At 66.4% G+C, this 17118-nt stretch carries 19 protein-coding genes; 8 read left to right on the top strand and 11 right to left on the bottom strand.

The window, feature by feature from the left end; translation table 11 throughout:
- Positions 1 to 76: 76 nt before the first annotated feature.
- The 5 genes from msrB to HT578_RS18760 form a co-directional block, all read right to left on the bottom strand.
- Entirely contained in the window at positions 77 to 484 is a 408-nt protein-coding gene (gene msrB / locus HT578_RS18780; protein ID WP_039388207.1) for a peptide-methionine (R)-S-oxide reductase MsrB, read from the bottom strand.
- Positions 485 to 544: 60 nt separating this feature from the next.
- The gene (locus tag HT578_RS18775; RefSeq protein ID WP_213501052.1) at positions 545 to 1420 is read right to left on the bottom strand and encodes a dienelactone hydrolase family protein; all 876 of its coding nucleotides are present in this window, start codon (positions 1418 to 1420) and stop codon (positions 545 to 547) included.
- Positions 1421 to 1571: 151 nt separating this feature from the next.
- Positions 1572 to 2426 (bottom strand): formyltetrahydrofolate deformylase, encoded by an 855-nt coding sequence (purU, locus tag HT578_RS18770; RefSeq protein WP_039388211.1) that lies wholly within the window; start codon positions 2424 to 2426, stop codon positions 1572 to 1574.
- Complete coding sequence (locus HT578_RS18765) at positions 2426 to 2608, bottom strand: hypothetical protein (RefSeq protein WP_213501051.1); 183 nt, start codon at positions 2606 to 2608, stop codon at positions 2426 to 2428. Before HT578_RS18765 ends, purU begins: the two co-directional genes overlap by 1 nt.
- A 65-nt stretch (positions 2609 to 2673) precedes the next feature.
- On the bottom strand, positions 2674 to 3693 hold the full coding sequence (locus HT578_RS18760) for an NAD(P)H-dependent flavin oxidoreductase (protein ID WP_213501050.1): 1020 nt from the start codon (positions 3691 to 3693) through the stop codon (positions 2674 to 2676).
- Between the two features lie 185 nt (positions 3694 to 3878).
- Here HT578_RS18760 and HT578_RS18755 point away from each other — a divergent pair, with 185 nt between their 5' ends.
- A complete protein-coding gene (locus HT578_RS18755; RefSeq protein ID WP_213501049.1) occupies positions 3879 to 4178 on the top strand; it encodes a hypothetical protein in 300 nt (99 codons plus the stop codon).
- Between the two features lie 211 nt (positions 4179 to 4389).
- Here HT578_RS18755 and HT578_RS18750 read toward each other — a convergent pair whose 3' ends face one another.
- The gene (locus tag HT578_RS18750) at positions 4390 to 6777 is read right to left on the bottom strand and encodes a glycoside hydrolase family 3 N-terminal domain-containing protein (RefSeq protein WP_239026355.1); all 2388 of its coding nucleotides are present in this window, start codon (positions 6775 to 6777) and stop codon (positions 4390 to 4392) included.
- Between the two features lie 285 nt (positions 6778 to 7062).
- Entirely contained in the window at positions 7063 to 7398 is a 336-nt protein-coding gene (locus tag HT578_RS18745; RefSeq protein WP_213501048.1) for a GIY-YIG nuclease family protein, read from the bottom strand.
- 82 nt (positions 7399 to 7480) lie between these two features.
- Between HT578_RS18745 and HT578_RS18740 the strand changes: the two genes are divergently transcribed.
- Positions 7481 to 8029 carry a DUF2239 family protein gene (locus HT578_RS18740; RefSeq protein ID WP_213501047.1) on the top strand — a complete coding sequence of 183 codons (549 nt, stop codon included), beginning with the start codon at positions 7481 to 7483 and terminating at the stop codon, positions 8027 to 8029.
- 93 nt (positions 8030 to 8122) lie between these two features.
- Here HT578_RS18740 and HT578_RS18735 read toward each other — a convergent pair whose 3' ends face one another.
- Positions 8123 to 9382, bottom strand: coding sequence for an aspartate kinase (locus tag HT578_RS18735; protein WP_039388218.1), 1260 nt, complete (start codon positions 9380 to 9382; stop codon positions 8123 to 8125).
- Positions 9383 to 9486: 104 nt separating this feature from the next.
- Between HT578_RS18735 and ubiG the strand changes: the two genes are divergently transcribed.
- Together ubiG and HT578_RS18725 are read left to right on the top strand one after the other, a co-directional pair.
- Complete coding sequence (gene ubiG / locus HT578_RS18730) at positions 9487 to 10272, top strand: bifunctional 2-polyprenyl-6-hydroxyphenol methylase/3-demethylubiquinol 3-O-methyltransferase UbiG (protein ID WP_213501046.1); 786 nt, start codon at positions 9487 to 9489, stop codon at positions 10270 to 10272.
- Positions 10273 to 10283: 11 nt separating this feature from the next.
- The gene (locus HT578_RS18725) at positions 10284 to 11492 is read left to right on the top strand and encodes an APC family permease (RefSeq protein ID WP_213501045.1); all 1209 of its coding nucleotides are present in this window, start codon (positions 10284 to 10286) and stop codon (positions 11490 to 11492) included.
- A gap of 158 nt (positions 11493 to 11650) precedes the next feature.
- Here HT578_RS18725 and HT578_RS18720 read toward each other — a convergent pair whose 3' ends face one another.
- Positions 11651 to 11998 (bottom strand): ArsC family reductase, encoded by a 348-nt coding sequence (locus HT578_RS18720; RefSeq protein ID WP_039388225.1) that lies wholly within the window; start codon positions 11996 to 11998, stop codon positions 11651 to 11653.
- Positions 11995 to 12312, bottom strand: a complete 318-nt coding sequence (locus HT578_RS18715; protein WP_213501044.1) for an antibiotic biosynthesis monooxygenase family protein — start codon at positions 12310 to 12312, stop codon at positions 11995 to 11997. The genes HT578_RS18720 and HT578_RS18715 overlap by 4 nt, the downstream gene beginning before the upstream one ends.
- An 83-nt stretch (positions 12313 to 12395) precedes the next feature.
- Here HT578_RS18715 and aroC point away from each other — a divergent pair, with 83 nt between their 5' ends.
- From aroC to HT578_RS18700, 3 genes are all read left to right on the top strand, one after another.
- The gene (aroC, locus tag HT578_RS18710; protein ID WP_039388229.1) at positions 12396 to 13508 is read left to right on the top strand and encodes a chorismate synthase; all 1113 of its coding nucleotides are present in this window, start codon (positions 12396 to 12398) and stop codon (positions 13506 to 13508) included.
- 25 nt (positions 13509 to 13533) lie between these two features.
- Positions 13534 to 13998, top strand: a complete 465-nt coding sequence (locus HT578_RS18705) for a YaiI/YqxD family protein (RefSeq protein ID WP_213504467.1) — start codon at positions 13534 to 13536, stop codon at positions 13996 to 13998.
- Between the two features lie 100 nt (positions 13999 to 14098).
- Positions 14099 to 14515 carry an SPFH domain-containing protein gene (locus HT578_RS18700; protein ID WP_052321923.1) on the top strand — a complete coding sequence of 139 codons (417 nt, stop codon included), beginning with the start codon at positions 14099 to 14101 and terminating at the stop codon, positions 14513 to 14515.
- Positions 14516 to 14533: 18 nt separating this feature from the next.
- On the opposite strand, the gene acpA is transcribed toward HT578_RS18700, so the two are convergent.
- Positions 14534 to 16216: an acid phosphatase gene (gene acpA, locus HT578_RS18695; protein ID WP_213501043.1), complete on the bottom strand. Its 1683-nt coding sequence runs from the start codon at positions 16214 to 16216 to the stop codon at positions 14534 to 14536.
- Positions 16217 to 16485: 269 nt separating this feature from the next.
- Between acpA and ahpC the strand changes: the two genes are divergently transcribed.
- Complete coding sequence (ahpC, locus tag HT578_RS18690; protein WP_039388232.1) at positions 16486 to 17049, top strand: alkyl hydroperoxide reductase subunit C; 564 nt, start codon at positions 16486 to 16488, stop codon at positions 17047 to 17049.
- Positions 17050 to 17118: the final 69 nt, after the last annotated feature.

Raw genomic sequence — 17118 nt, 5'->3', positions numbered from 1 at the left:
TGTAAGGTGGGGTCGACAGTTCGGGGAGCCCGAGGGCGATGGCCCTCGGAACCCTTTCTTTCTTCCTTGAGGCTGACTACTCGCCGTCCTCCGGCTCGAAATCCAGCGAGGCGCTGTTGATGCAATACCGCAGGCCCGTCGGGCCAGGGCCATCGGGAAAGACGTGGCCCAGGTGTCCCTCGCAGCGCGAGCACAGCACTTCCACGCGCACCATTCCGTGCGACATGTCGCGCCGCGTCTCGACCGCATCTTCCTCGACCGGGGCAGTATAGGCGGGCCAGCCGCAGCCCGAGTTGTACTTGGCCTCGTTGGTGAAGAGCGGTGCGCCGCATCCGGCGCAGAAGTAGGTGCCGTCCGCATAGTTCTTGTCGTACTTGCCGGTAAAGGCGCGTTCGGTTCCGGCCTCGCGCAGCACATGGTACTGCTCGGGCGTGAGCTTCTCGCGCCATTCGGCTTCGGTCATGGCAAGCTTGTCGTCGGTCATCGGCTTCTCCGCTGTCTCAGGCACGCGATATGGGCATCGCCGCGCAAATGCCAAGCGGCCTCACAAAGTGCCGAACAGCACCATCATCCGCTTCCACGCGCGGTCGGCCTCATCGGGGGCCCAGGCCGGAGAATCGGGAACGCACCAGCCATGGTCGGCGTCGTAGACCTCGATCTCGGCCTCGCAGCCTGCGCGCGCTGCGGCTTCGCGCAGCTTCGTCTTCTGCTCGGGCTGGCGCGCATCGTCGTTGCGCGCGATCGCAAAGAGATAGGATGCCTTCGTCTCATCGAGCAGGGCATCGGGACTGTCGGGCTCTCCCGTGACAAGGCCGGCCCCGTGGAAGGAGGCGGCCGCCCCCACCCGCTCGGGCGCGGCAATGGCCGTGCGCACGGTGAAGGGGCCGCCCATGCAATAGCCGTTCGAGCCGATCTTGCGGGACGAATCGACCTCTTCGCGCGCGTCGAGGAACGCGACGAAGGCTGCGCCGTCGCGGGTCACCGCTTCGGGGCTCAAGGCCTCGCGCATGGGGGCGATCTTCGCCTTGCCCTCCTCGCTACGCCAGTCGGAAAAACTGGTCAGCACCGGCGCGGGACTGGAGCGGTAGTACTGGTTGACGACAAGGACCGCGTAGCCTTCGGCCGCCAGCGCGCGCGCCATGATCTTCTTGGCATCGCGCAGGCCCGCGATGTCCGGCCACATCACGATGCCGGGATGCCGCCCGGTCGAGGGGTGGACAAAGAAGGCATCGCACACGCCGTCCTCAGTGGTGATCGAGACCATCCGCTCGCGCAGGTCCGAGCCCTCTTCGCCAGCGCTGCCTGCCTTGCCCGCACAGCCGACGAGCGCCGCTCCTGCGCCCAGGGCTGCGAACTGGCGACGGTTGAGCCCGCCTTCACGGCGCGTCGCAACGTCAGCCTCGGTAAATTCGTCGCACATGGATCCTCGTCTCCCTCGCTTGGCGCTCGCACCAGACTATCGGGCGGGCAACGCGCTGGCGAGGCCCACAGTTGCCCTCCTCGTGCAAAAAGGCCCGCCCCATGCCGGAGGGCGCGGGGCGGGCCATTCACGAAACGCCGAATCCCGGCTATCAGCCCTTGAAGACGACCGTGCGGCCACCGTTCAGAAGGACGCGCTCTTCAAGGTGCAGGCGCACCGCTTCGGCGAGCACGCGACGTTCGATGTCGCGGCCCTTGCGCACCATGTCCTCGGGCGTCGCGGCGTGGGTCACGGCCTCCACGTCCTGGTGGATGATCGGGCCTTCATCGAGGTCCGCAGTCACATAGTGCGCGGTCGCCCCGATCATCTTCACACCCCGTGCGTGGGCCTGGTGATAGGGCTTGGCGCCCTTGAAGCCGGGCAGGAACGAGTGGTGGATGTTGATGCAGCGGCCCGAGAGATAGCGGGTCATGTCGTCCGAGAGGACCTGCATGTAGCGGGCCAGCACGACCAGCTCGGCACGGGTTTCCTCGACCAGCGCGCGCAGCTTGGCTTCCTGCTCGGGCTTGGTCTCCTTGGTGATCGGGAGGTGGTGGAAGGGGATGCCGTCGAGCAGGTGCGTCGTCACCGCCTCGCGCGGGTGGTTCGAGACCACGCCCACGATGTCCATGTTGATCTCGCCGATGCGCTGGCGATAGAGCAGATCGGCCAGGCAGTGGTCGAACTTGCTGACCATGAGCAGGACGCGGCGCGCACGGTCGCGGCGCTGCATCGTCCAGGCCATGCCGTATTCCAGCGCGATGGGCCCGAAGCCCTCGCGGATCTCTTCACGGTCGGTCGTGCCCGGATCAAAGGCCACGCGCATGAAGAACTTGTTTTCGAGCAGGTCATCGAACTGCTGCGCCTCGACGATGTTGCACCCGCACTGCGCGAGATAGCCGGTCACGCGCGCGACGATACCGGGCCTGTCCGCACACGACAGCGCGAGAATGAGGGGCTGCGACACTATGTTTCTTTCCTCGTCTTGAGCGTGTTCCAGGAGCCGACCGAACCGGGGGGATGGCAAGTTGCGGCACGCATCTGGCGCGCGCCCTTGCCCGCATCGAACGGCAACATGAATTCCTGTCTGTTCAGAATGCGATAGGCCGCCCCGGATGTCGAGCCCGGGACGGCCTTGATCACCTGCAAAAATGTGGTGTCCCGCAGCCTGCCCGGCAGGTGCCTTGGCACAGCTACGGGCAGAAATCGGGCGTTCAGGCCGCCGAACGCTTGGTCAGCGCGGCCTCGCTCTCGACAAGGAGTGCGGCGATGATCTCGGCCACCGGCTCCTCGGCCTTGACCATGCCGACCGACTGGCCCGCCATGACCGAGCCGCCTTCGACATCGCCGTCAATGACCGCGCGGCGAAGAGCGCCAGCCCAGAAGTGTTCGATCGCGAGCTGGGCCTCACCCATGTCGAGCTCGCCCGCATCGAGCTTCTTGGCGACCTCGATCTGCTTGGCGGTGAACTCTTCGGTGCCCTTGTTGCGCAGCGCGCGAACCGGGATCACCGGCAGGCGCGGGTCGACCTGGACCGAGGCGATCGCATCGCGCGCCGAGGCACGGAAGAACATCTTCTTGAAATCGGGGTGCGCGATGGATTCGCTGGCGCAGGCAAAGCGCGTGCCCAGCTGCACACCCGCTGCGCCCATTTCGAGGTAGCCCGCCATGGCCTCGCCGCGGCCGATACCGCCGGCCACGAAAACGATGTTGTCCTCGGCCAGCGTCGGCAGGATTTCCTGCGCCAGAACGGAGGTGGAAACCGGGCCGATGTGGCCGCCCGCCTCGTTGCCCTCGATCACCAGCGCGTCGGCGCCCGAGCGCAGCAGCTTCTTGCCAAGGGCCAGCGTCGGGGCAAAGCAGATCACCTTGGCACCGGCCTCCTTGATCGCCTCGACGCTGCCCTTGGGCGGAATGCCACCGGCCGCCACGACATGGCCCACACCGTGCTGCGCGCAGATTGCGATCAGCTCGAAGAGCTGGGGGTGCATGGTGATGAGATTCACGCCGAAAGGCTTTTGTGTCAGCGTCTTCGTAGCCGCAATCTCGGCATCGAGCAGTTCGGGGGTCATCGCCCCGCAGGCGATCACGCCAAAGCCGCCCGCATTGCTGATCGCGGCAACCAGGTTGCGCTCGGACACCCACGACATGGCGCCGCACAGGATCGCCGTCTCGGTCCCGAGGAATTCGCGCCCCCGAGCCATCAGGGCGAGTGTCTTGTCGTGTGCGGTCATCGAAGGTCCTTTGCGCGTGAAGCCGAACGAAGCGCCATAAGGGCACGAATCGTCCCCGACAAGACGCGAAGCGGGAACCAAATCGGATCGCCTCCGTTATGAACTGACGTTCATTTTACAAAGGCTGCTGCATGTTCCTATCCAAGACCGAAGGGCTGACCTCAGCCGCCCCATTTCGGAAAGTCATGCAGATCCCATCAGATTACCAGCTCAGTGGCGAAACCTTCGAGGACGTCCTCGACCTCGAGGCCGCCGTTCGGCTTGCCGCCAGCACGACCAACATGGGCGTCCGCCCCGACGTCATCGATATCCACGATGCCTGGATAAAGTTGCAACCGCGCCTGCCGCAGGCGGCCTCTCAGCAACTTGAACCCAGCATCGCGCGCATGCTCGACGCCTTCAACGATCGCAACACCGGCGCGATGCAGCGCGAGCAGGAACATATTGCCGCGCGGCTTGCCGAACTGCGGCGCGTCGCGGCCTGATCGCGGGCCCGGCCAGATGCCGGGCGCACCCTCCCACAAGCATTTCCCGACGGCCTGGCCTGTCGGGAATAAAGCGCGACCAGGGGGCAATCCCCCCGCCCCCTGGCCGCGTCGCGATCCGCCTGGCACGAAGGCCTCACCCCCATGAGACCATGCCCGGCGGACGTTCCACCCGGTCCACGAGGGACCGGGGTCGCGTAACTCGACGCCCTTACGGCGTAACCGTGAACTCCCCTGCCAGATCGGCCTTGGAGCTGCCACCTGCCCATACGTCGAAGACGCTGGCATCCTGGATCCAGTCCTTGGTGACCGAGCTCCAGTAGCGCAGATCGTCCGCCGTCAGCGTGAAGGTGACGTGCTGCGTTTCGCCCGGCTGGAGCGCAATGCGGCGGAATTTCTTGAGCTGGCGTTCCGGGCGCGAAGACGTGCCCGAACGCTGGTGGATGTAGAGCTGGGCCACCTCGTCCGCTGCGCGCGAACCGGTGTTGGTGAGATCGAAGGACACCTCGACCGGCTCGCCCTTGGCCACGGCGTCCTTCGCCACGGTGAGGTTACCGTATTCGAAGGTCGTGTAGCTCAAGCCATAGCCGAACTCGTAGAGAGGCGCGTTGCTCGCCTGGTCCCAGTAGCGCGTGTCCGCCCCCCAGGGAGCGTGCGAGATCATGCGATCATAGCTGAAAGGCGCCTGCGAGCCGTCGCGGACCCAGCTGATCGGCAGCTTGCCGCCGGGCACGGCGTCGCCGGTGAGGAGGTTGGCGATGGCGGGGCCGCCCTCGGAGCCCGGATACCACGCTTCCAGCACGGCATCGGGCTTGGCGCCCTGCAGGTTGATCGGACGTGCGTTCACCAGGACGACGACGACCGGCTTGCCCGTCGCGATGACCTCTTCCAGCAAGCGCTGCTGCTGGCCGGGAAGTTCGAAGGAGGCACGCGAGGCGGCTTCCCCTGCCATGTTCTGCGCCTCGCCCAGGACCAGGACGGCAACGTCTGCGGCCTTGGCCGCGGCCACCGCGCGGTCGAACTCCGCGGCCGTCTTAGCCTCGTCGGCCTCTGCGAATTCGGGCAGATCGACCGGCGGGTTGATGTCATCGAAGAAGGAGCGGTTGATGCGCTTGGGGATCGCCACACCCGGTGCGTAGGTCACCTTGACGGTATCGCCCAGCTTGGCCTTGAGCCCCTCCAGAACGCTGACGCCGGTCGGCTTGGGGCCGGGAAACACCCAGGGACCAAGCTGGTCGTGCGGCGCATTCGCGAAGGGGCCGATCAGCGCAATCGACTGGGTCTTGCTGGTGTCGAGCGGAAGCACGCCCTTGCCGTTTTCCAGGAGGACCGCCGCGCGCTCGGCGGCCATGCGCGCGATGTCGCGGTGCTCGGCCTTGGCGGCCACGGACTTGGCCTTCGCAGGATCCGCGTAAGGCTGTTCGAACAGGCCGAGCCGGATCTTGGCTTCGAGCAGGCGCAGCACAGCCGTGTCGAGCGTCTTTGCGTCGAGCGTGCCGTCCTTCAGCGACTGCGCGAGCGAGAGCATCGGGCTGGTCCTGGACGGCATCTCCATCGACAGGTCGAGACCTGAACGGATCGCGCGGACCGCGGCCTCTTCCGGGTTCGCCGCAGCGCCCTGACGCACCAGCGAGGAGACGTTGTTGGCATCGGAGACGACAAAGCCGTCAAAGCCCCATTCCTTGCGCAGGACTTCGTTCAGCAGCCACGAACTGGTCGTCGCAGGGACGCCGTTGAGCTGCATGTAGGCCGCCATGATATTGCCCGCACCCGCATCGATGGCCGCCTTGAAAGGCGGGAGGTAGACGTTGCGCAGTTCGTTGTCGGAGAGGTCGACCTGGTCGTAGTCGCGCCCGCCCAGCGACGCGCCATAACCCGCGAAGTGCTTGGGACCGGCGAGGATGCGCCCCGGCGTGCCGACCTTCTCGCCCTGAAAGCCGCGCACCTGTGCGGCCGCCATCGCCGCGCCCAGCACCGGGTCTTCGCCCGCGCCCTCGACGATACGGCCCCAGCGCGCATCGCGCGCGATGTCGACCATCGGCGCGAAGGTCCAGTTGACGCCCGCCGCGCGCGCCTCTGCAGCCGCGACCGCCTGGCCCTTCTCAGCGACGGACGGGTCCCAGGACGCGGCCATTGCGAGGGGCACCGGCATGATCGTGTGGAAGCCATGGATCACGTCGAAGCCGAACAGCAGGGGAATGCCCAGGCGCGTCTTCTCGACTGCGATCTTCTGCAGGCGGTTGATCTCGACCGGGTCGGTCATCAGCAGGAGCGAGCCCACCTCGCCGCGCGCCACGGCGTCTTCCACGCTGATCGCGCTCGTCATCGCTTCGGACGAGGTTGCCGACGCTTCGCCAAGATAGAAGTACTGGACCAGCTGGCCGGCCTTTTCCTCGGGCGTCATCTGCGCCAGCAGGGCCTTTGCCCGCGCGGTGACCGCCGCATCCTCGGAGCTTGCCGCCGCGCGCGCCTCGGCCCGGTTCGCCATGCCGCCCACGACCAGAGCGCCCGCCGGAACCAGGCAGGTCGCCATCAGGAGAAGACGCCCGAGCACGCGGCGCGTCGGCGTGCGGCGTGCGGTGGGGAGGTTGGCTTTCAAATCATGTACTCCAGATAGGCTCTGCGAACGGGGCGCGGGCCAGGACGCCTCGCAGGCGGCCGGCGCAATGTTCTCGCACGGGTGAGCGGCCTCGCCCTACCCCGATTCCGTCACTACGCTGCGCCCCGTTCTATTATTGCGCGTAAGACTAGGTTGCACGGGCAGGCACGATACATTCTCAAGCCCGACACTATCCGCGTAGCGGTAAATCAACACGAAAAAAAGCGCCTATGACGCCCGCTGTGTCGCAATATACGCACGAAAGCAGGGCGCACGAGTGCGCCCTCAGATGCGCGTCGCGCCCAGCCTCTCACGCCAGTGCAGATGACGCCCCTTGAGCACGCGCGGAACAGCAAGGCCAAGCTCCTCCCCGTCCAGCTCTTCCAGTTCCTCCCAGGCAAGGCCGCCCTCCCCCGCCGCGTTCCACGCCGCCTGCAGACTGCGGTGCGGGCTTGTCCCCTGGCGCAGCGTGAAAAGGACCCGGTTGGCAATCGTGTCGAGATCGCTCGCCGCGCCCACCCACACCTCACCATCGCTGGCGCGCAGCGCGTAGACGCCCGGGCGCGCAACCTTGCCGCGGTAATCGGCCTTCAGGCTCTTGCGGTGTCCCTTGTTCATCATGGCTTGAGTCTCCCTTCGCGGCGAATCATTTTTACCCGGATATATTGACCGAGACCCCAGATCAATTTACCCGGGCAAAATCATGAACCCATTGCCCGCCGATACCTGCACCGCCTTTCGCGAGGGCACGCGCCTGACCACAGGCACCCGCGCCCAGCTTGTTCGTGAACTTCGCGCCGACCCAACCGGGGTCCTGGTGTTCGAGGACGCCAGCGGCCGGGTGGTCGATCTCGACTGGCGGGATACCGCGCAGCCTGCCCCGGAGGAGCCGCAACCACCGCGCAGACGCGGCCGGCCACGCCTGGGCGTCACCGCCCGCGAAGTTACGCTGCTGCCGCGCCACTGGGACTGGCTCGCGCGCCAGCCGGGCGGCGCTTCGCAGGCGCTACGCCGGCTTGTCGATGAGGCGCGGCGGGCCGATGGCGGACGCACGGCCCAGCGCACCGCGCAAGAGCGCTGCTACCGCGCGATGTCGGCTCTTGCCGGAGACTACCCCGGGTTCGAGGACGCGGCGCGCCAGCTCTTTGCGGGCGACATGGCCGCCTTTGGCGAGGCCGTGGCAGGATGGCCGGTGGACGTGCACACCTATCTCGTCACACTGGCCCGGGTCCGCGAGGATGATCTCGCCTGACGCCCACACGCAAACGGCCCGGAAAACTCCTTCAAGGAGCCTTCCGAGCCGCTTGCAATGCGATGTCGCTCCGGCCGCAGCCGGGGCCTGGGATCAACCCTTGGCGTCGAGCCCATAGGCGGAGTGCAGCACGCGCACAGCCAGTTCGGTCTCGTCGGCGTCGATCAGCACCGAGACCTTGATCTCGCTGGTGGTGATCGCCTGGATGTTGATGCCGCGATCCGCCAGCGTCTTGAACATGGTCGCCGCAACGCCCGCATGGCTGCGCATGCCCACGCCCACGACCGAGATCTTGGCGACGCTGTCGTTCGAGATCAGGCGGTAGAAGCCGATCTGCTCCTTGCGCTCTTCGAGCATGGCCAGCGTACGTGCAAGATCGGCCATCGGCGCGGTGAAGGTGACGTCGGTCTCGCCCTTTTCCTTCGCCACGTTCTGGATGATCATGTCGACGTTGATGTTCGCCTCGGCAAGCGGGGTGAAGATCGAGGCCACCGCGCCCGGACGGTCGGGCACGCGGGTAAGGGTAACCTTCGCCTCGTTCTTGTCGGCGGCGATACCGGTGATCAGCTGGCGTTCCATGTCGCTTTCTTCCAATTCTTCATCGCTGACAATCATCGTGCCGGGCAGGTCGTCCGCCGGGGGGGCGTTCTCGTCGATGAACGAGGAGAGCACCTGCACGCGCACGTTTTCCTTCATGGCGAGCGAGACCGAGCGGGTCTGCAGCACCTTCGAGCCGACAGAGGCGAGTTCGAGCATTTCCTCGTAGGTCACGAGCGGCAGCTTGCGGGCCTTGGCAACGATGCGCGGGTCGGTGGTGTAGACCCCGTCAACGTCGGTGTAGATATCGCAGCGGTCCGCGCCGATGGCCGCGGCAACCGCGACCGCCGAGGTGTCCGAACCGCCGCGGCCAAGCGTGGTCACGCGCCCGTCAGGCGAAACGCCCTGGAAGCCCGGGAACACGGCGATCTCACCCGAGGCCATCGAGGCGAGCACGCCTTCGGGATCGATTTCCTCGATGCGGGCCTTGGCGTGGGCGTCGTCGGTCTTGATCGGCGCCTGCCAGCCCAGCCACGAACGCGCCTTGCAGCCCATCGACTGCAGCGTCAGCGCGAGAAGACCCGAGGTCACCTGCTCACCCGAGGAGACGACCACGTCGTACTCGGCCGGGTCATAGAGCGCATTGGCTTCGCGGCAGAAGTTCACCAGCCGGTCGGTCTCGCCCGCCATGGCAGAGACAACCACGGCCACTTCGTGCCCGGCTTCCTGCTGGCGTTTGACAATACCCGCCACGCGCCGGATTCGCTCGGTGCCGGCCATGGAGGTGCCGCCGAATTTCATCACGATACGGGCCAAGGTGTCAGTGCTCCCGTCAAAAAAGGGGATTGCGCGGCGGTTTGCGAAAATTTCAATCGACGCGCAATATGGATAAGGTTCGGGCGCGCTGTTAGGGGGGTCTTATGAACAATGCAACTCCCCGTGCGCCCGAGCAGGCGAATCCGGCTGCGCCCACTCCGGCAACGATCCGCCCCGAGGAAGCCGCCCACTTCGGCGCGATGGCCGCGGAATGGTGGGATCACAAGGGATCCTCAGCCATGTTGCACAAGCTCAATCCGGTGCGCCTTGGCTTCATTCGCAAGGCGATCGATGCGCATTTCGGAGGCGATTCGCGCGCGCTCAAGCCTCTGGCCGGACGCCGCGTGCTCGACGCCGGATGCGGAGCGGGCCTGCTGTGCGAACCGCTCGCGCGCCTGGGCGGCCAAGTCACCGGCGTCGACGCCGCGCCCGAGAACATCGCGGCCGCCAGTGCCCACGCCGAGGCTTCGGGCCTGGCCATCGACTATCGCTGCGGTGAGCTCTCCAGCCTGGGCCTTGCGGGCTACGACCTCGTCTGCTCGCTCGAGGTGATCGAGCATGTCGCCGACAAGGCCGCGTTCCTCAAAGGCCTTGCCGCCACGCTTGCCGAGGACGGCCTGATGATCCTCTCGGCCCCCAACCGCAGTGCGCTCTCGCGCCTGCTGCTGGTCGAGGGCGCCGAGCGGCTCGGCATGGTCCCGCGCGGCACGCACGACTGGTCGGCCTTCCCCACCTTCGAGGAACTGACCGAGCTTGCCACACAGGCGGGCCTGGCACTGGGTGAGCCCACCGGGATCTCCTGGTCACCGACGCGCGGGCTCCACCTCTCCGAGGATCTTTCGCTCAACTTCATCGTGACCGCGCGCCGCGCGGGTGCGTCCGAGGACTGAACCCGGCACACATGGGCCAGCTTGGCATTGAGATCGCCCTCGCGCTTGCGGGGCTCGGCACCGCTGCGCTGCTCGCCTGGCCGCGTTTGTCGCGCGCCCGGCTGTGGCGCGCCGGGATCACGCCGCTGGCCTCCATCATCGGCAGCGGGTTCCTGATCCTCGGGCCGATCCTGACTGACAGCTTCGGCACCTGGGGCATCGCGGCGATGGCCCTGCTGTGCCTCGCGGGCTACCTCTTCGGCGCGGCGATCCGCACCAACATCGCCCGTCTGGACGAGGGCGCGCACGAGACCCCGCTCTCGACCGGGCTGGAGCGCATCTCCAGCTGGGCGCTCGCCTTCGCCTACGTGATCTCGGTTGCCTACTATCTCAACCTCTTCGGCGCCTTCGCCGCGCGCATCTTCGGCGCGCCTTCCGACATGCTCGCGCGGCTCATCACCACGGGGGCCTATGCGCTGATCCTTCTGTCGGGCCTCACCAAGGGTTTTTCCCTCCTCGAAAGGCTCGAGCAGCTGACTGTCTCGGTCAAGCTCATCATCATCGCCGCCCTCATCGGCGCGCTGTGCGTCCACGCCGGGATCGAGTGGGAGACCGGCACGGTCACGCGCAGCGGCATGACACTCGCGCCCTGGCCTGCCCTGCAGCTGATGTTCGGCCTCATAGTCACGGTGCAGGGCTTCGAGACCTCGCGCTACCTGGGCGATCACTATACCGCCACAGAACGCCAGCGGTCGATGAAGCTGGCCCAGGCAATCGCCAGCGCCATCTACATGGCCTACGTCGTGCTCCTGGCCATGAGCTTTCGCAGTGGCAGCTTCGAACTCAGCGAAACCGCGATCATCGACATGATGCGCACCGTCTCGGCAATCCTGGGGCCGCTGCTGATCCTCGCAGCGCTAAGCGCCCAGTTCAGCGCCGCGGTGGCCGACACCAACGGCTCGGGCGGGCTCGTCGCCGAACTCACGCACCAGCGCTTTGGCATGAAGCCCACCTATGTCCTGCTGATCGCTTCGGGGCTTGCCCTCACCTGGCTGGCCGATGTCTTCGAGATCGTCAGCTTCGCCAGCCGCGCCTTTGCGCTCTACTACGCGATCCAGTCCGCCCTCGCCGCGATCCGTTCGCGCACGGCGGGCACCGGGCCTTTACGCATTGCCGGGTTCGGGGCGTTGACCGTGCTTGGCCTGGCCGCTGCGCTGTTCGGGACTTCGGTCGAGGGTTGAAAAAGAAGTAGATTTTCAAGGGGCCATCGCCCCTTGACCCCACAATCGGCAACCTCACCTTTCTCGAACACCGCGGCGCGACACAGGTGAGCCCGACAGTTTGGGGAGCCCGAGGGCGATGGCCCTCGGACCTGCTCCTTCCGACTGTTAAACTTCATTCACTTCAGAACGGCTTCCCACTGCATCTGGTTGAAGCCGACCAGGATACCCTTGGCGTGCTCGACGACCGGGCGCTTGATGGTGCTGGTGTGCTCGGCCATGATCCGCACCGCCTTGGCCGCGTCGATATCGGCCTTGTCCTCGTCCGACAGCTTGCGGAAGGTCGTCCCGCGCGTGTTGAGGACCGTCTCGACGCCCTCGGCCTCGACCCAGGCGGCCAGCTTCTGCGGATCGGCCCCTTCCTTCTTGTAGTCGTGGAAGGTGTATTCGATGTCCCGCGCCTCAAGCCACTTGCGGGCCTTCTTCACGGTGTCGCAGTTGGGAATGCCGTAGACTTCAAGGCTCACGAGGGGGCCTCCTTGTTCTCGAATTCATGGGTTCGCGGCGAATCGCACGCGAAGAGGGTATAGCTCTGATAGTAACGATGGCGTCCCTCGCCCTGCACCCGCGCATGTTCGGCCTGACGCCCCCAGGCACGTGCGGCCGCTTCGTCTGCCCATTCGGAGAGCGCCACGACCTCGCCATCCTCGGAGGTATAGCTCTTGAAGGCAAGGAAGCCGGGTTGGCGGCGCGCCAGATCCTCCATCGCGGCGGCATCGCGCGCGTAAGCCACGCTATCGATATCGGCGCGTTTGCGGTTGCGGAAGACGACAAGAAACATCGCGGCCCGAGATGGGGCCCGCAACAATCGTATGCAAGCGCTAATACTGGACAAACGATGCGTTGCGCGACAAAGCGCCCGCTATGTCCGTAAACACGTTTGGCCGCCTGTTCCGATTCACCACCTGGGGCGAAAGCCACGGGCCCGCCATCGGCGCCGTCGTTGACGGGTGCCCCCCGGGCCTCGCCCTGGACGAGAGCGTGGTGCAGCCTTTCCTCGACGCGCGCCGTCCGGGGACGAGCAAGTTCACCACGCAGCGCAAGGAGCCCGACGCGGTCCGCATCCTTTCGGGCGTGTTCGAGGCACCCGACGGCGTGCAGCGCACCACCGGCACCCCGATCAGCCTGATGATCGAGAACGTCGACCAGCGCTCGAAGGACTATTCGGACGTCGCACGCGCCTATCGCCCGGGCCATGCCGACTATGCCTATGACGCCAAGTACGGCTTTCGCGACTACCGGGGCGGCGGACGTTCCTCGGCGCGCGAGACCGCCAGCCGCGTCGCCGCCGGCGCGGTCGCCCGCCTCGTCATCCCCGAAGTCACCATCGTTGCCTATGTCTCGGAGATTGGCGGCGACCTTATCGATCCGGCGAACTTTGATCTGGAAGAGATCGGCAACAACCCCTTCTTCTGCCCGGACCCGGCCGCAGCCAAGCGCTGGGAAGCGATTGTCGATGATGCCCGCAAGAGCGGATCGTCAGTCGGCGCGGTGGTCGAATGCTACGCCAGCGGCGTGCCTGCAGGCTGGGGCGCCCCGCTCTACGGCAAGCTCGACGCCGACCTTGCCGCCGCCATGATGGGCATCAACGCGGTCAAGGGCGTGGAAATCGGCGATGGCTTTGCCGCCGCGCGCCTGACCGGGGAAGGCAACGCCGACCCGATGCGCCCCAACACCGAGACCGGCCCCGATGGCGCGCCCGAGTTCCTGGCGAACCACGCGGGCGGCATTGCGGGGGGCATCTCGACCGGCCAGCCGGTGACCTGCCGCGTCGCCTTCAAACCGACCAGCTCGATCCTCACCCCCCAGCCCACCGTGACCCGCCCCAACGAAAAGGGCGAGCGCGAGGCGACTGAACTCTTCACCAAGGGCCGCCACGACCCCTGCGTCGGCATTCGCGGCGTCCCCGTGGTCGAGGCGATGATGGCGCTGGTGCTGGCCGACCACAAGCTGCTCCAGCGCGGGCAGTGCGGCTAAGGCAGGTTCTTCCGGTTTGACCTCCCTGCGCATCCTGATCGACGCCGATGCCTGCCCCGTAAAGGAGGAGACCTACAAGGTTTCCGCCCGCTACAAGGTGCCGGTCGTCATCGTTTCCAACCAGATCATCCGCATTCCGCAAAGCGCCCTCGTCACGCGCCAGATCGTGAGCGATGCCTTCGATGCCGCGGATGACTGGATCGCCGAGAACTGCGGCAAGGGCTCGGTCGTCATCACCGCCGACATCCTGCTCGCGGATCGCTGTCTGAAGGCGGGTGCCGAGGTGCTGGCGCCCAATGGCAAGCCCTTCACCACGGCCTCCATCGGGGGCGCCATCGCGACCCGCGCCATCATGGCCGACCTACGCGCCGGGGGCGATCAGATCGGCGGCCCTGCGCCTTTCTCCAAACAGGACCGCTCGCGCTTTCTTTCCGCGCTCGACCAGGTGCTCACCCGCCTCGTCCGCGCGGCACAGAGCGGCCAACTCTAGGGAATACAAGCTTAATATCGCACGCCCCTGATCCGGTTCCGCTGGCGTAGCGCGCCCATCCTGCTAGACACGGCGCTAACAGCAACTGAGGGGTTCGCACATGGGGCATACGTCCGACAGCCTGATCCGGGTCGGCCTGGCACTTATTCTTCTGATCGTCGTGCTCGTCGGCGGAGGCCTCGGATCGTGCGCCGCCTACAATGGCCTGCGCGTCTGGAACGCCCAGGTTGCCGGCGAAGCCCAACTGGCGCAGGCAACGCAGAACCGCCGTATCGCCGTGCTCGAAGCGCAGGCCGCACTCGACAGCGCCAAGCTGAAAGCCGCCGCCGAAGTCGAGCGCGCAAAGGGCCTCGCCGAAGCGAACCGCATCGTTGCGGACAGCCTGGGCGGCCCCGAAGGCTACCTGCGCTATCTCTACATCCAGAACCTCGAGCAGTCCCAGGGGCAGATCATCTACGTGCCGACCGAAGGCGGCCTGCCGATCCTGGAGGCCGGGCGGCTCAATCCTTCCAACTGATCCGCCCGCCCGGTGGGATCAACCGAAGCGCAGCGCGCCTGTCAGATCGCCTGGCGGTGGGCCACCAGCCGCAATCATTGCCTGCTCGCGCTCGACAAGCCCGGGCAGCTTGCGCAGGCCGAAGCGGCGGGTGAGGAAGCGCGCGATCGAGCCGGTGTCGTAGATCGTGTGGTCAACCTCGCCCTTCTTCGCATGGGGGCTGACGATCAGCGCAGGGATGCGCGTGCCCGGCCCCCAGCGGTCGCCCCTGGGCGGCGCGACGTGGTCCCACCAGCCGCCGTTCTCATCGAAGGTGATGACAACCAGCATCCTCTCCCACTGCGGCGAGGCTTTCAACGCCTCGACGATCCCGGCGATGTGGCGGTCGCCCGCATCGACGTCGGAATAGCCCGCGTGCATGTTGAGATTGCCCTGCGGCTTGTAGAACGCGACGCTGGGCAGCGTGCCCGCCTTGGCATCGGCCAGGAAGCGGTTGGTCCGCGCCGTCTCCCCCGTACCGCCGTCGCGCAGGTGGACCTCGCGGGCCTCGGTACCCGGCGCGAACTGGGTGTAGTAATTCAGCGGCTGATGGTGCGGCTGGAAGTTCGGGCGCGAGGGGAAGTCGGCCGAATTGAGCTGCCCGTCCAGCGCCTTGGCCCAGCCGCCCGCGTACCAGGCCCAGTCCACACCCTTCTCGGAAAGCACGTCGCCAATGGTGTCATGGCTTTGCGGGACGAGCGTGTGGCTGCTCTGCGCGTTGGCATAGCCGGGGCGATCCGGGTCCAGTTCATAGGTCGGCGCGAAAGGCGGCAGCATCGTGTTGACCGCATAGAAATCGGGCGAGAGGCTGTTGGGCACAAAGCGCACCGGCCCGTCCATCGCGCTCTTCGGTGACTGCGCAGTCTGTTTGGGGACGATGCCCTTGGGGTCCTCCCCTTCCAGCTGCGTGATGCGCCCCTTGGCCGGGCTCGCATCGGCGTCCGGGTAGAACGGCGGGCGCGCGGCGATCAGGTACTGGTGGTTGAGGAACGAGCCCCCGAAGGCGCCCATGAAGAAGTTGTCGCACAGCGTGAAATCGCGCGCGATCTGCCACAGCCGCAGGTTCGCCGCGTTGTCGCCGTAATACCCCATGGGCAGCGCGCCCGCATCGCTCCAGGCGACGAAGCCATCGTTGCGCCCGCCGTTGATCTGGAGCTGATTGTTGTAGAAGGCGTGGACCAGATCGCGCGTCACCACGCCGTGGGGCAGCGGGTCGCCCTCGGGCGTTGCGAGCACGAACGGCGCGTTCGCCAGCGGCGGCAGATCCTCGGGGCCAATGGCGATCGCCTGATGCTCCACCACCTGTTCGTGGGGGACCATGCCCTCCCAGATCGGGGGCAGGGTTTCGAGGACCGAGCCGTCGCGGTCGCGCTGGCGCGCACGCTCGGGCGAGACCTCGGACAGCGGCTGCTCCAGCCCCGGAAAATCGCCAAAGAGATTGTTGAAGCTGCGGTTCTCCGCGTAGATCACCACGACCGTATCGATATGCGCGGCAAGCTCGGCATCGCTGGGCGGCAGGGACGCCCCGCTCTTCTGCGCCGAGGCGCGCGCTGCGGCGTCGTCAGGTGCCAGCCCGCCAAGCGCGGCGGCACCGGCCGCCGTGGCCATGCCGGTCAGGATGCGGCGGCGGTCAGGATTGGCGGGTGCGCCGGAGCGCGGCTCATCGCGGTGATTGTCTGCCATGGCGAGGGACTTAGCCGCCCGCACGCCCAAGCTCAACGCGGCAATGACACGCGCCGTCGCATAGTGCGGGGCCCACCCCCCACGCTCTTGCCCAGCTCAGGCCAACACAAACCGCAGACCTCCGCCGATAATCGACTAATTCGCTAAATCGATCACTCGGTAATCGCGTAAATCGATCAACCCAATCGGATCATCCCGCTACAAAATGTCACCTGGTCCGCCTATCTCAGCCTCGTCAGTTCAACACACCCAAGCGAGGGAGATTTCTCATGGGTATCATCGGCAGCAAGATCCAGCCGTTCACCAACACCGCGTTCCAGCAGGGCAAGGACTTCTTCGACGTCTCCGAAGGCGACATTGCTGGCAAGTGGGCCGTGTTCTTCTTCTACCCCGCCGACTTCACCTTCGTCTGCCCGACCGAGCTCGAAGACCTCGGCGACCAGTACGAGACCCTGCAGGGCATGGGCGTGGAAGTGTTCGGCGTTTCGACCGACACGCACTTCAGCCACAAGGCCTGGCACGACACCTCGGAGAAGATCGGCAAGCTCAAGTTCGCCTTCCTCGGCGACCAGAACCACGAGCTGTCGAACAAGTTCGGCGTTCTGCGTGAAGCCGGCCTTGCCGACCGCGCCACCTTCGTCGTCGATCCCGACGGTGTCATCCAGATCATGGAAATCACCTGCGAAGGCGTCGGCCGTAACGCCGTCGAGCTCGTCCGCAAGATCAAGGCAGCTCAGTACGTGCGCAACAACCCCGGCCAGGTCTGCCCGGCCAAGTGGGAAGAAGGTTCGGAAACCCTCGCTCCCTCGCTTGACCTCGTCGGCAAGATCTAAGCCCGACGCGACAACGTATCGCCGGGCGGCCTGAGCGCCGCCCGCGATATCCGGGTCGCGTGCGGACGG

The sequence above is a fragment of the Novosphingobium decolorationis genome (assembly GCF_018417475.1).
GTDB classification, from domain to species: Bacteria; Pseudomonadota; Alphaproteobacteria; order Sphingomonadales; family Sphingomonadaceae; genus Novosphingobium; species Novosphingobium decolorationis.
This window is presented reverse-complemented; position numbering and strand designations above follow the sequence as displayed.